Source organism: Gordonia sp. CPCC 206044, from assembly GCF_048537895.1.
Classification (GTDB): Bacteria; Actinomycetota; Actinomycetes; order Mycobacteriales; family Mycobacteriaceae; genus Gordonia.
The window spans coordinates 281682-297497 of record NZ_JBCLVL010000003.1 but is presented as its reverse complement, the minus strand read 5'-3'; the positions used below and the strand labels follow the sequence as shown (position 1 = coordinate 297497).

General features: G+C 68.4%; 4 protein-coding genes. All 4 read left to right on the top strand.

Annotation, left to right across the window (positions count from 1 at the left end; all coding sequences use genetic code 11):
* Window positions 1–173 precede the first annotated feature (173 nt).
* The 4 genes from AAFP35_RS05885 to AAFP35_RS05870 are packed head-to-tail and all read left to right on the top strand — an operon-like array spanning window position 174 to window position 15811.
* A complete protein-coding gene (locus AAFP35_RS05885; RefSeq protein WP_419220618.1) occupies window positions 174–13763 on the top strand; it encodes an amino acid adenylation domain-containing protein in 13590 nt (4529 codons plus the stop codon).
* Complete coding sequence (locus tag AAFP35_RS05880; protein WP_419220617.1) at window positions 13760–14014, top strand: MbtH family protein; 255 nt, start codon at window positions 13760–13762, stop codon at window positions 14012–14014. The genes AAFP35_RS05885 and AAFP35_RS05880 overlap by 4 nt, the downstream gene beginning before the upstream one ends.
* Complete coding sequence (locus AAFP35_RS05875) at window positions 14007–15032, top strand: ABC transporter ATP-binding protein (RefSeq protein ID WP_419220616.1); 1026 nt, start codon at window positions 14007–14009, stop codon at window positions 15030–15032. The genes AAFP35_RS05880 and AAFP35_RS05875 overlap by 8 nt, the downstream gene beginning before the upstream one ends.
* Window positions 15032–15811: an ABC transporter permease gene (locus AAFP35_RS05870; RefSeq protein ID WP_419220784.1), complete on the top strand. Its 780-nt coding sequence runs from the start codon at window positions 15032–15034 to the stop codon at window positions 15809–15811. Before AAFP35_RS05875 ends, AAFP35_RS05870 begins: the two co-directional genes overlap by 1 nt.
* Window positions 15812–15816 lie beyond the last annotated feature (5 nt).

Sequence of the window (15816 nt, the reverse complement as noted above, 5' to 3'; positions counted from 1 at the left end):
TCTCGCGCCGCAGGCAACCCCACAAGTGTAGGCGAAACCGCAGGTGGGGACCAAATCCACGATCGAACCGGTCCAGAACCAATCTGATGGCGGTCGGCACGCGAAGTACCCACGGACGGATACGAGGCTGAAGCCAACGGCCTCGTCCCCTCGCCGAATGCAGGGAGTACCACGTGACCACCCAGGATGACACTCGTATCCAGCATCAGACCGCCGAGCCCGGTGTGGCGATGACCGCAGCACAGCGCGGGATCTATTACGCCCAGCAGATCGATCCCGACGTGCCCATGTCGGTCGCCGCCTTCGTCGAGTTCGGCGACGACGTCGAACCCGACATCATGGACCGCTCCGTTGCCACGACCTGCGCCGAGACCGAGTCCGGGCTGTTGCGCCTGGTCGCGACCGGCGACGCCGAACCTCGCGTGCTGGTCGACCACGACCGGGTGATCGAACTCGGTCGCCGCGACTTCTCCGAAGCCGCCGACCCTCGCGCCGCCGCCATGGCATGGATCGACGACCACCGGGCACAGCCGACCGACCTCTACCGTGACGACCTGTTGCAGACCTTTCTGCTGCGCCTCGGTGATCGTCACACGATCTGGTACTGCTGGGGCCACCACCTCGCCTTCGACGGGTACGCGGCGATGTACATGATGCTGCGGGTCGCGCAGCACTACACCGCGATGGTCGAGGGCACCGACGTTCCTCCCGCCTCGATCGCGTCGATGGCCGACATCGCCGCCTTCGACGCGCAGTACCGCGCGTCGGAATCGTTCGACGCCGATCGTGAGCACTGGACGCACTACCTCCTCCACGACAGCGACGACGGTGCAGGGCCCGAACCCACATCACTGTCGACGGCGGTGAAGCCTGCCGCGCCGACGGCGACCGTGCGCGCGGCCACCCTGCCCGACTCGGTGGTCGATGCCCTGCGCGACCTCGCGCGTGCGCATGACGTGCGTCCGGCATCTGTGGTGACCGCGGCCGTGGCCGCCTATCTCGCCCGGATCTCCGACGCCGACGAGGCGACGCTGAGCCTGCCGATGGCGGCTCGCGACCGAGACATCCTGCGTACCTCGGCAGGCTTGACGTCGAATGTCGTGCCAATCCGCGCGCGGCTGGGTTCACCCGCCGACGGTGCGGTGACCGTCGGGGAACTGCTGGCGGCGGTGAACAGCGACATCAAACAGGCGGTACGCCACCAACGTTTCCGCCACGAGGACATCACCGGCACAGTGCTGGGCGCACCCGGTGGACGCCGGGGCTTCTTCGGACCGATGGTCAACGTGATGCTGTTCTTCGAGCACATCGACTTCGGGCCGCTGCGCGGCGAACTGAACGTGTTGTCGACGGGTCCCGTCGAAGATGCGTCGGTCAACGTCTATGACGGGTTCACCGGTGGCATGCGCCTGGACCTCGAGGCCAATCCGAATGTCTATGCGCCCGAAGAGATCACAACGCATCACGATCGCATCGTCGGTTTTCTCGAACGATTCGTGCACACGCGGGCGGACCGACCGGTGACATCCATACCGGTGATGGACCGCACCGAGCGCGCCGTCGTCGATCGACACTGCGTCGGAGAACGGCGCGACGGGAGCGACGACACCCTCGTCGATCTGCTCGTCGACTCAGGGCGAGGCCACCCCGACCACATCGCCCTCATCGGGCCCGACGGTGAGATCGTGGACCGCGCGGAGTTCACGCGTCGCGCCGACGCACTCGCCGCCGGACTTCGCAACCGCGGCGTCGGCCCGGAATCTGTTGTCGGCGTGTCCTTGCCACGCGGTATCGAACAGACAGTGGCATTGCACGCGATCATCCGGTCGGGCGCCGCGTTCCTACCGCTCGACCCCACCGAACCTGCCGCGCGGCTCGAACACATCCTGGACACCGCCCGCCCGGACATCGTGATCACCCCAGACGGGACCCCGCCGGCAGGTTGGCGACTCGATGCGGTCAGCACGAGCGAACTCGCCGTCACCGCACCGTTCACCGCACCCGATGTGCGACCCGAACATCCCGCATACGTCCTGTTCACGTCTGGTTCCACCGGAAAACCCAAGGGCGTCATGATCTCTCACCGCGCGATCGTCAACCGGTTGCGCTGGATGCAGGATCGTTATCGACTCGGCGCCGACGATCGGGTGCTACAGAAGACGCCCGCGACCTTCGACGTGTCGGTGTGGGAGTTCTTCTGGCCTGCGCTCGCGGGTGCGACACTGGTGATCCCGAGTCCCGACGGTCACCGCGACCCCTGGTATCTGCGCGACATCATCGCTGAACATGCCATCACCACCGTGCATTTCGTACCGTCGATGCTCTCCGCCTTCGCCATCGCGCTCAACGCGGACGACCGTGGCCACCTGGGGACGCTGCGCCGCATCATCACCAGCGGTGAGGCGCTGACCCCGGCCACCGTGGCCGAGATCCGCGGGCTCGCGGACGCGCCGATACACAATCTGTACGGCCCCACCGAGGCCGCCATCGACGTCACCCACCACGATCACTGCGGTCCCCTCGGCGACTGCATGCCGATCGGATCACCGGTGTGGAACTGCGCCGTACACGTGCTCGACCACCGGCTCGACCCACAGCCAATCGGCGCCGTCGGCGAGTTGTACCTGGGCGGTGTCCAACTCGCCCGCGGCTATCGCAATCGGGCGGACCTGACCGCCGGACGCTTCGTCGCCGACCCCTTCGGCGGCGGGGGCCGCCTCTACCGCACCGGCGATCTGGTGCGCTGCCGCAGCGACGGTGAGCTGGAATACCTGGGCCGCAGTGACTCTCAGATCAAGGTGCGCGGACAACGCGTGGAACTCGGCGAGATCGAATCCGCGCTCGTCACCCTCGACCGGGTACACGCCGCAGCCGTCGTCGTCCGAGACGACCCCGGCACCGGATCGGTTGCCCTGGTGGCCCACGTCGCCACCTCGGGCGATCTCGACGGACGCGACCTGCGAGCAGAACTGTCCGAACGACTCCCCGACCACATGGTTCCCGGGTTCATCATGTTCCACGACGATCTGCCCACCACCGCGAACGGCAAACTCGATCGACGCGCCCTTCCCGTTCCGGAGACCACCGGACACCTCGACGCCGTTGCGCCGCGCAGCCCGGCCGAGTCGTTCGTCGCCGAGGTCGTCACCGGCGTGCTCGGCCTCGAATCGGTCTCCGTCACCGACAACTTCTTCGCGATCGGCGGCAATTCGCTGTCGGCGACACGAGTCGCTGCCCGGCTCTCACGCGCCTGTGGGCGCCGCATCGCCCTGCGGGTCGTGTTCGACGCCCCCGACATCGCCGGCATCGCCCGCGCGGTGGCGGAGGTAGGCGCGACCACGGCCGGGTTCGATGCCGTCGGCCGGTCCGACACGACGCGCGACGGTGTGCCCGTGATCGACGGACCAGTTCCACTCTCACCCGCTCAGCACCGACTATGGCTGGCGGCACAGCTCGATCCGGATTCGGCCGGCGCCTACAACATCCCGTTCACCGTGCGCCTGGTCGGGGACCTGGACGTCGATGCGCTGCGCGCCGCGCTGAACGACGTGATCGGTCGTCACGAACCACTGCGGACCAGGGTGCGCGAGTACGACGGTGTCGCGTGCCTCGATGTCGTCGACCGCGAGGACGCACGGGTCGCGCTGTCGGTCGTCGATGTCGACAACGGCAGGCTCGCCGACGGCCACGACCATGCCCGCGCGCCATTCGACCTCGAACACGATCTGCCGATCCGGGCGCGCCTGGTGCGCACGGACGACGACGACCATCGCTTGACCGTCGCCGTCCACCACATCGCGGCGGACGGCTGGTCGTTGGCACCGCTCGCGACCGATCTCGCCGACGCCTATCGCGCACGCCGCGAGGGACGTGCACCGGGGTGGCGTGAGCTGCCGATCAGTTACTCACAGGTAAGCGCCGCCCGGCACGCCCGGCTGGCCGAATCCGGGCCGGGCACACCCGCATTCGACGATCTGCAGTACTGGACCGACCAACTGCGCGATGCACCGCACGAAGCCGAACTGCCCGTCGACCGCCCGCGCCCGCGCACCCCGGACACGACCGGCGCCACCGTGCACCACAGTCTCTCTGCCGCGCAGCACCACCGGGTACGTGCACTCGCGGCGGCGAACGACGCAACGGTGTTCATGGTGCTCCACGCCGCGGTCGCGGCACTCTTGCGGACGCTGTCGACCGCCTCCGACATCGTCGTCGGCACTCCGGTGTCCGGCCGCGGAGACGCCGACGTCGACGACCTGGTCGGAATGTTCGTCAACACCGTCGCCCTACGCACGCGGGTCGACAAGAACCTCCCGTTCCGCCGGTTCCTCGCCGAACTGCGTGAACACGACATCGAAGCGTTCACGCATGCGGACCTCCCGTTCGACCGGCTCGTCACCGAACTGAACCCGGACCGGTCCGGAAACATCCACCCGTTCTTCCAGGTATCCGTCGCGGTGGAGGACAGCTCGGCCATCGAGCTGTCCTTTGCCGGCCTGTCCGCGACCGCATCGCGGATCGAGACCGGCCAGACCAAGTTCGATCTACAGTTCACCTTCGTCGAGCACCACGATCCGGACGGCGGGCCGGCCGGACTCGGAATCGACATCGACTATGCGACAGCACTGTTCGACCGCTCCACGATCGACGTTCTGGCCACCCGACTACGCCGTCTGATCGCAGCGGTCGGCGCGCACCCGGACACTGCGATCGGAGACATCGGACTGCTCGACCCGCACGAACAGCTCCATCTGGTACCTGCCGTCGGCGCCGGGCGCCGACCCGTCGAGCATCTGACCCGCATACTCGCTCGTGCGGCGCTCGCGGAGCCCGATCGCGTAGCGGTTACCGATCAGACCACCACCCTCACCTACGGTGAGCTCGACGCAGCGGCGAATCGACTCGCCCGCCTGCTCATCGAGAACGGCGCCGGCCCCGAAGGCTTTGTCGCCGTGTCGTTGCCACGAAGCGTGGACTGGGTGGTGACGCTGTGGGCGGTCGCCCGCACCGGCGCCGCGTGGGTGCCGATCGACCCGACCTACCCCACCGAGCGCATCCGGTTCATGCTCGACAACTGCGGCCCCAGGGTACTGGTCACCACCGCAGCCGTGCGTCCGGCGGAGGCCTCGATCGCCTCGGACACCACGGTGATCGAACTCGACGATCCGGATGTGATCGCTGCCCGACAACGGAATTCGGACAGCGTGGTGGATGTCACCGAACTCACCGCGCGACCCGAGATCGACCACCCCGCGTACCTGATCTACACCTCCGGCACGACCGGCACCCCGAAAGGCGTCGTGGTGAGCCATCGCGGCCTGGCGGATTTCGCCGCGCAGCAGGTGGTCGAATTCGGCCTGACCCCGCAGAGTCGCACCCTACATCTGGCCTCACCGAGCTTCGACGCGTCGGTGCTCGAGGTGCTCATGGCCGTGTCCGTCGGCGCGACCATGCACGTGGCGCCCGCCGGCATCGTCGGCGGGACCGAACTCGCCGAGCTGATGCGCTCGGCGCGGATCTCGCATGCGTTCCTCACACCATCACTTCTGACCACCATGTCGCCCGACCATCTGCCCGATCTCGAGACGTTGGTGATCGGTGGCGAGCACCCGAACCCGGAGGTGGTACGGCGCTGGTCGGCGACGTGTGCGTTGTTCAACGCCTACGGTCCCACCGAGACGACGGTGGTCGCGACGATCTCCGACGACATCGGTCCGCACGACCGAATCCTGACCATCGGCCGACCGATCCGCGGCATCGCGGCAATCGTGCTCGACGAACGGCTACAACCGGTCTCACCCGGTGCGGTCGGCGAACTGTACATCGCGGGTGGACATCTCGCCCGCGGCTATCACGGGGTCCGCCCGTTGACCTCGAAGCACTTCGTGGCCAACCCGTTCGGCGACCCGGGTGAACGCATGTATCGGACCGGGGACCTGGTGCGCTGGACTCCCGGACGCGAACTGGAGTTCCGTGGGCGCGCCGATCATCAGACCAAGATCCGCGGGCATCGCATCGAGCTCGGGGAAATCGATGCCGCGCTCGTCGCCGACCCGTTGGTCACGGCGTCTGTCACCACGACCGCCGGTGTGGGCGCACAGGTGCGGCTGGTGTCGTACGTGACCGTCGGCGACACGGACACAGCGGCGGGTGCCGCCGACATCGGACGACGCGCGCGGGAGATCCGAGAGCGGCTCACCACCAGGCTCCCGCGGCACATGATCCCCAGTGCCATCGTGGAACTCGACGAGATCCCCACCACCCCGGTCGGTAAGGTCGACTCACGCGCCCTGCCCGACCCGACTCCGGCAGCAGGCCTGCAGATTGCGATCCGAACCGAGACCGAACGCTCTGTGGCGGCCGTGATCGCCGAACAACTCGGCATCGACGTCACCACCATCGGGCGTGACCACGATTTCTTCGAACTCGGCGGCAACTCACTGTCGGCCACGCAGATCGTCGGCAGACTCGATCAGATCAGCGGCGGCACCGGCATCTCGGTCCGCGACATCTTCGACCACCCGACCGTCGCCGAGCTCGCGACGTTGATCGCGCCGCGCGACGGCGTCGGTCCAGACGGACTCGACGAGAGAGGTTCGGACGAGGTCGGTTTCGGCGGAGGTCCGGGCGCCCCTCTCCCGTCGTTGCACCACGATCCCGAGACCGTGGTGGCGCCCGGCGCCGCCCAGCAACAATTGTGGTTTCTCAACCAGACCGTCGACGAACGCTCGGCCGGGCAGTACAACATCGCATTCGCCCTCGACCTGGTCGGCGATGTCGCCCCCGGTGCACTCACCGGGGCCCTGCGGCACGCGATCGACCGTCACGAACCGTTGCGGACGATCTACCCCGACCGTGACGGTCGACCCACCATGGAGATCAGACCGGTCGACGATGCCCACCCGATCCTCACCCCGATCGACATCGGCGAGGACGAATGGTCCTCTGCTGCAGAGGTATTGGCCCGCACCCCGTTCGACCTGACCCGCGACCTGCCGATCCGCGCCGTGTTGCATCGCGTGACGGGCGACCAGGGTCCGGAGCCCCACCACAAGCTGACTATCGTCGTACATCACATCGCCGCCGACGGATGGTCCATGGCGCCGTTCGCGCGTGACATCGCAGCCGCCTACGCGGATCTGCGGGTCGGACGAGCACCGACGCAGGCTCCGCTCCCGGTCGGGTATCGCGACTATCTGCGGTGGCGGGCCGAGAATCTGGCGGGCCGTTTCGACGAGTCGACCACGTGGTGGCGTCGGGAACTCGACGGTCTCGACTCCACCCCCATCCTCCTTCCCGACCCGGCCATCGACGACGAAGCGGCGTCGGCCGGTGTCGTCGAGGTCGAACTCGACAGCACCCTGCGCGAGTCACTCGTGGCGCTCGGTGACGGCCACACCACCGAGTTCATGACGATGCACGCCGTGTTCGCCGCGCTGCTGCATCGGCTCCACGCAGACCCCGAGCCGCATGTGACCGGCACGCCATCGGATGTCGTCATCGGCACCCCGGTGGCCGGACGCAACGACCCGCGCCTGTCCGACCTGGTCGGGATGTTCGTGAACTCGGTGGTGTTGCGCACCCCGGTCGACGGGTCGGCGCCCTTCACCGATCTTCTCGACGAGGTCCGTCGGCGCGATCTCGAAGCGCTCTCGCAGGCCGACCTGCCATTCGACGAGGTGGTGGCGGCAGTCAACCCGCCGCGCACCGACCGCCACCCACTGTTCTCGATCGCCCTGGCGTTCGACGCCACCGGCGGACCGAGTGATCGGCCACTGAGCATCGACCTGTCACTCGACGGTCTGGATGTGGTGGGTGCGGAGATCGAGACCGGCGCGGCCCGCTTCGATCTCGAACTCCGACTACGCGGTGACACCGCTCGGTTCACCTACGCCACGGACGTGTTCGGCCACAGCAGGATCGAGTCCCTCGCAGCCGACTTCGTCGCACTGTGCAGGCAGATCGCCGCAACGCCGGGACGGCCGATCGACGACCTCGCCCTCCACACCGACCCGCATCCGACGGACGCGCCTCTCGTCGCACCGACTCACCTGGCCTCGCTGCTGGACATCACCGTCGACCGCCACCCGGACGCCGTGGCCGTGGTCGACGGCTCGAGATCGCTCCGGTACGCAGACCTCGACCGGCGCACCCGACAGTGGGCAGACATGCTGCGCGGCTTCGGCGTCGGGGCCGAGGACGTCGTCGCCGTCGCCCTGGACCGGTCGATCGACTCGGTGACGGCCATCTGGGCCATCACCCGTGCCGGGGCCACCGTGGCACCGCTCGACCCGCGCCACCCCACCGATCGCATCCAACACATGCTCTCCGATTCCGGTGCGCTCCTCGCCATCACGGACTCCGGCCGACTCGGCACGCTTCCTCGTGAACTCTGGTGGTTGACAACCGACGACCTCGACGCCCACCACGAGGTGCGCGGCATCGCCTCTCACTGCGATCTGCGCAACCCCGACAGCGCCGCGTATGTGATCTACACCAGCGGCTCCACCGGAAGGCCCAAGGGGGTCACCGTCTCCCACCGCGGCCTTGCCGGCTTCGCGGCAGCCCAGCGACAGCGTTACGACGTAGGCGAGGGCGATCGGACACTGCATTTCGCGTCCCCCGGTTTCGATGCGTCGATACTCGAGTTCCTCTTGGCGTTCACCACGGGAGCAACCATGATCGTGGCGCCACCGACGATCTACGGTGGCGACGAACTCATCGAGTTCCTGGCCGAACAGCGCATCACCCACGCGTTCATCACCCCGTCCGCGCTGGCTGCCGCGGCCCCCGCCGAACTGCCCTGGCTGCGCTGTCTCGGTGTCGGCGGCGAGGCATCGACCCCCGCCCTCGTACACCGATGGGGCGCAGGCCGTCGATACCTGAACAACTACGGCCCCACCGAGACGACCGTGGTGTCGACGATCTCGGCGCCGCTGCGCCCCGGCGACCCGATCACCATCGGCCCCGGATTGCCGGGGGTCACCGCGATGGTTCTCGATCACCGGTTGCGTCCACTACCCGCCATGGTTCCCGGCGAGCTCTATCTGGCCGGACCGGGCGTCGCCCGCGGCTATCTCGGTCGACCCGGTCTCACCTCGACCCGATTCGTCGCCACGTCCGACGGCGCGGTCATGTATCGCACCGGGGACATCGTGCACCGTGACAGCACGGGCGTGCTCGTGCACCACGGCCGCGGCGACAATCAGGTGAAGGTGCGCGGATTCCGCATCGAGCTCGAGGAGGTCTCCGCTGCGCTGGCCGCCCACCCCGCCGTCGATTTCGCGACCACTTTGGTGCGCGGCACCGGCCCCGACGCCGTCCTCGCGGCCTATGTGACCCTGCACGACACCGACAATGCGCCGAGTCCGGCAGACCTGCGGGCCGCGGCACGCGACCGGCTGCCGCGCCAGATGGTTCCCTCGTCGGTGACGGTGCTCGACCGGGTTCCGTTGACCCCCAACGGAAAACTCGACCATCGCGCACTCCCCGAGCCGACGATGACGGCCGACACCGTCGGTCGACGACCGGCCACGCCCGCGGAAGCCGCTGTCATCGGCATCGTCGCCGACGTCCTCGACGTCGATCCGGCCGCGATCTCCCCGGACGACGGTTTCTTCGATCTCGGCGGCACCTCCCTGCAGGCGACATCGGTGACCGCTCGGCTCAATCGATTCCTCGACCGCGCCGAGTGGCGTGTCCGGGACATCTTCGACGCACCGTCCCTGGCTGCGCTCGCGAGCCGGCTACCCGCAGACGCGGCCCCGGGGGTGTCGAGAACAACGCCGCCCGCGTGCGATGCGATCCGCCCCAGTCGAATTCCGTTGGCACCGGTGCAGCGTCGTCTGTGGGCGCTGGCACGATCGGCACCGGAATCGACCGAGTACCTGGTGCCGTTCACCATCCGGCTCGGCGGCCCCATCGACCTCGGGCACCTGCGTGGTGCGCTCACCGATGTCGTCACCCGGCACACGTCGCTACGGACCGTCTACCCCGTCGAAGGGGCCGAGCCCGTCGGCATCGTCACCGACAGTGCGTCTGCCGTCGTCGGCGACCTGCCGCTGCTCTCCGGTGGGGTCGGCGACCACGTGGATTTCCTGCTCCACCCGATCGACGTGACCACCGAGCCACCGTTGCGGGTCGCCGTTGTCGAGCACGGCCCCGACGACCACACCCTCGTCGCGGTCGTTCACCACATCGCCGCGGACGGCGCATCGCTGCCGATCCTCGTCGGCGACCTGCTCACCGCCTATCGCGAGCGCGTCGGTGGACGCGAGATCGACTGGGAGCCTGCGGCGCTCGACTACCGCGACTACGCCGTCGAGCTCGGCGGCGACTCCTCGGATGAGTTCCGCGAGGATCGCGACTTCTGGATGGAGACGCTCGCCGGAGCGCCTGCCGAGACGACCGTGGCCCCCGTGATCGATGCCCCCGCGGTCGCGGGACGGGGCACCGGCGCCTCGGTGTGGGCCACCATCGAACCCGAATTGCGCCACGCGCTGGTCGAGTTCGCCCGTGAACGCGGCACCACACCGTTCACCGTGCTGCACACGGCGCTGACCGTGCTGTTGCATCGGCTCGGGGTCGGCGACGACCTCGTGATCGGCGCACCGGTCGCCAACCGGACGCCACGGCACGGGAAGTCGTCCGACTTCGGCCGCGTGGTCGGGATGTTCGTCAACACACTCGCCCTGCGGACCCGGGTACGCCCCGACGACACGGTGGCCTCCCTCCTCGATCAGGTTCGCGGGGCCGACGCCGACGCCCTCGGCCATCTCGACCTGCCGTTCGACGACGTGGTCGCCGAACTCAACCCGACGCGCGAACTCGGTCGCCACCCCCTGTTCCAGGTCGCATTGTCGGTCCACGACCATTCCTCGGGGTCGGCAGGCACCGAGGAACGGCTGCAGGTGACCGACGACGTGACCGCAGGCGTCGACGAACTCGGCACCGACACCGCCAAATTCGACCTCCAGTTCACCGTGACAGGCTTGTCGGCGGCCGGCGGATCAGGCGTGCAACTGACCTATGCCACCGATCGGTACACGCACGCGGTCGCTGATGGGATCGTCACCCGATTCCTGCGTGTGATGCGCGCACTCGTCTCCGATCCCGAACGGGCGGTCGGCGATGTGCGGATCACCGACCCGCTCGAAGTGGCGCAACTGTGTCCGGCCAACGGCCCGAATGCGGCCACCCCGGCCACGTTCGCCGATCTGCTCGCCGACGCGGTACGTCGCAGTCCGGACGCCTTGGCCGCCGTCACCGACGACGACGCGATCACCTACACCGACCTCGACCAGCGATCCAACCGTCTGGCTCGTGTACTTCTCGGCCGTGGCGTCGGCGACAGTCCCGAAAGCGTTGTCGCGATGGCGGTCCCGAGGTCCGTCACGGCGCTCGTCGCGATCTGGGCGATCGTCAAATCGGGCGCAGCCTACGTGCCGGTGGATCCGACTTATCCGGCCGAACGAATCCGGCACATGCTCGACGACAGCGGCGCCCAGCTGGTGGTCACCACCTCGACCGCCGGCGCCGGGGTCGACGATGCCTGCCAGACGCTGCTCCTCGACGACCCGGCGACCGTGACACGGCTCGGACACTCGTCGCCGGAGCCGCTCCGCGACACCGAACGGACCGCTCCGTCACGGGTCGACCAGCTCGCGTACATCATCTACACGTCGGGATCGACGGGCCGCCCCAAGGGGGTGCTGGTACCCCATGCCGGGCTCGCCGCCGTCCGTGGCGAGTTACGCAGGCGGATGCGTCCCGAACCCGGTGACCGCGTATTGCATTTCGCGTCACCGAGTTTCGACGCGTCGGTCCTCGAGTTCCTGCTGGCCGCCGCGGGCTCCGCCACCCTCGCCGTCGTGCCCACCGGGATCTACGGCGGCTCGGACCTCGAAGGATTCATCCAACGCCACCGGGTGAGCCACGCCTTCATCACCCCGGCCGCGGTGGCAGGCATGGACCCGGCGGCGGTGCCCGGCCTGCGGACACTCGCCGTCGGTGGTGAGGCGTTCGGTACCGACCTGGTGCGACGATGGGCACCGCAACGCACCATGATCAACGTCTACGGCCCGACCGAGACCACTGTGATCACCACCGGCAGTGCGCCGTTGGCTGCCGATTCCCTGCTGACCATGGGCACTCCGAACAACGGCGTCGGCGCACTCGTGCTCGACCGCCGTCTGCATCCCGTACCCACCGGGGTGGCCGGGGAGTTGTACCTGATCGGCGATCAGGTGACCCGCGGCTACCATCGCCGTCCGCAGCTCACCGCGACCCGCTACCTGCCCATCCCGATGGTCGCGGGCGAGTCCGGCGCAGGCCGGCGGATGTATCGCACCGGCGATTTGGTGCGCTGGACCGACGACGAGCGCCTCGAATACCTCACCCGGGCCGACGGTCAGGTCCAGATACGCGGTTTCCGGATAGAGCTCGGCGAGATCGACGACGCACTCGCCGCCCATCCGGCGATCGACTTCGCAGTCACCGTCGTCGACGACTCGGGACGGTCTCCTGTGCTGCGCAGCCACGTCACCACACGCGACGGGACCGACGTCGACGTCCGCGAGCACCTCGCCGCGCGGCTACCGCGACACATGCTCCCGGCCTCGGTCATCCGGCTCGACGACATCCCGTTGACCCCGAGCGGCAAGCTGGATCGCGCCGCCCTTCCGACCGTGGTCGACCGACCGGCCTCCCGCGCACCGCGTCCCGGCCCGGAGCAGGAGATCGCGGCGGTGTTCGCCGACGCGCTTGACCTCGCCCCGGGGTCGGTGGGCGCCGACGACGGATTCTTCGATCTCGGCGGCAACTCGTTGCTGGCCACCACCGTCGCGACACGACTGACCGACGTCCTCGGTCACGACGTGCCGGTGAAGCGCCTCTTCGCGGCCCCGACCCCGGCCGAGCTGGCCGAGGGGCACCCATCCGCTCTCGAGAATGCCGCGGGCACCAGCGGTTTCGATCCGGTCCTGCGTCTTCGAGGCGGGACGGGTACTCGACCACCGCTGTTCGTGGTGCATCCGGCGATCGGGCTCTCGTGGAGCTTCACCTCCCTGCTACCCCATGTCGCGGCCGATCGCGGCGTGTACGGACTGCAGAACCCCACCTTGTCGGGAGGGGCTGCCGCGGGATCGATCACCGAACTCGCCGCCGACTACGTGGCACGCATCCGGGCCATCACCCCGCACGGGCCGTACCATCTCGTCGGGTGGTCGCTCGGCGGGCTGATCGCACACGAGATGGCCGTGCAATTGGAGGCCGCCGGCCACGACGTGGAGCAGTTGACGCTGCTCGACTCGTTCGTGTTGTCCTACCGACCGGCACTGGCATCCGAACCGTCGGTGGCCGATCTGCTCGCGGAGTTCGGGCTCGCCACAGGGCATCCCGGTGAGCCGTCCGTCGGCCAGGCATGGCAGGCGGTGCGCGCCGCCGGAGATGCTCTCGGTGGGCTCACCGAGGAGGAGTTCGGGGCAGTCCACGAAACCTTCCGTCAGGCCACACCGTTGGCCGCCGACTGGCGTCCCGGCGTGTTCGGCGGTGACGTCACCTTCGTGACCGCCGCGGCGGACCCGCCACCGGGATCACCCGCCTTCGACGACTGGAAAGGGCACGTCGGCGGTCGACTCGACCACATCGTCGTCGACTGCTCGCATGCGCGGATGCTGTTGGGAGAAAACGTGTCCCGATACGCCCGGGCGATCGATCCGGACGGCGACACCTGTCGCCGCACCACGACCGAGGAGGAACAATGACCAACCCGTTCGACAACACCGACGGAGTGTTCTTCGTCCTCGTGAACGACGAAGGGCAGCATTCCCTCTGGCCCGAGTTCGCCCCCGTCCCCGACGGTTGGCGCGTCGCACACGGGCCGGCCGGCCACGACGACTGCCTCGACTACGTCGAGCGGAACTGGCGAGACATGCGTCCCACCAGTCTGATCCGCGCCATGGAGGCCGATGCAGCAGAAAGCGAGGGCACCCGTGGGGCGACACGACATGACTGACGCCGTGGAGCGAGCCGAGCCCACCGCACGCGAGCCCGTCCCGCTGACGCCGACCGCAATCGTGCTGGAGTCGGTCCAGAAGACCTTCCGCTCCGGACCTCTCGGGCGTGGGCGTGTGGTGACGGCCCTCGCCGACCTCGACCTCGAGGTGCCGACCGGAACACTGCACGCACTACTCGGCCCCAACGGAGCAGGCAAGACCACCACCGTCCGCACCGTCGCGACGCTCCTGCGTCCCGATTCGGGGAGGGTGCAGATCTGCGGAATCGACGCCCTCGCCGATCCGGATGCCGTGCGGGAACGGATCGGACTCTCCGGCCAGTACGCCGCCGTCGACGGCAACCTGACCGGTTTCGAGAACCTGCGCATGGTCGGCCAGTTGTATGGCCGACGCCGTCGCGACGCTGCCGACCGGGCACGCGAGCTGATCGCCGAGTTCGGTCTCGACGACGCTGCCGACCGCCCGATGCGCACCTATTCGGGGGGAATGCGACGACGTCTGGACCTCGCGGGCGCTCTCATCAACCGACCGGAGCTGGTCATCCTCGACGAGCCGACCACCGGCCTCGATCCACGTGGGCGCCAACGGATGTGGGAGGTCATCGAGGACCAGGTGGCATCGGGCACCACTGTGCTGCTCACCACCCAGTACCTCGAGGAGGCCGACGCACTCGCCGACCGGATCACCGTGATCGATCACGGCACGGTCCGCGCCGAGGGCACCGCGAACGAATTGAAGACCACCACCGCACGATCAATACTGACCATCCAGACCTCCGACGACACCGCCGAGCGGACCGACCTCGTCGCCACCACCCTCGCCGACATCGGACTGGGGATGCCGCGGCGCCTGGGTCCCGACCGTTGGTCGGTCGCGGTGGCCGACGGGACCCGCAGCGGCGTCGACGCGGTGAAGATCTGCGATCGCGCCGGGATCGACGTCGTCGACGCTCAGGTCACCGCGCCATCTCTCGACGATGTCTTCCTGCGCCTCACCGAACGACGGGAGCCCACGTGATCCTCACCGATACCGCCGTCATCGTCGAACGGAATCTGCTGACCGTCCGCCGAGTCCCCACCCTGCTGATCAGCGCGACCGTTCAGCCGCTGATGTTCGTCTTCCTGTTCGCCTACGTCTTCGGCGCCACCCTCGGCGGTGGCGCCTACCGCGAATACCTGATGGCCGGGATCTTCACCCAGACCGTCGTCTTCAACGCGGCGATCACCACGGCCGGACTGGCCGGTGACATGTCGGACGGCATCATCGACCGGTTGCGTTCGCTGCCGATGACCAGGCTCGGCGTCATCGCCGGACGGGTCACGTCCGACATGCTCCTCGGCATCGTCGGTCTCGGCGTGATGGTGATCTGCGGGCTCGCGGTCGGTTGGCGCGTGCGCGCAAGCATGTTCGATGCCCTCGTCGCGTTCGGACTCATCGTCTTGTTCGCCCTGGCGATGGCCTGGATCGGAGCGGTGACCGGACTCGCCGCCCCGAATGTGGAAGTGGCACAGAGCATCGGCTTCCTCTGGATGTTCCCGGTGACCTTCCTGTCGAGCGCCTTCATCTCGGCGCAGAGCCTGCCGAGCCTCCTGCGGCCGATCGCCGAATGGAATCCGGTCACCGCGGTGGCCACCGCCTGCCGGCAGAAGTTCGGCAATGCTTCCCCACCGGATTTCCCCGCGCCGTCGGGGTGGGTGGCCCAGCATGCCGTGGGATACTCGCTCGCCTGCAGCGTGGCGATCCTTGTGGTCTGTGTCCCGTTGTCGCTCTTGCTCTATCGGCGTTCGACCGATTGACCGGC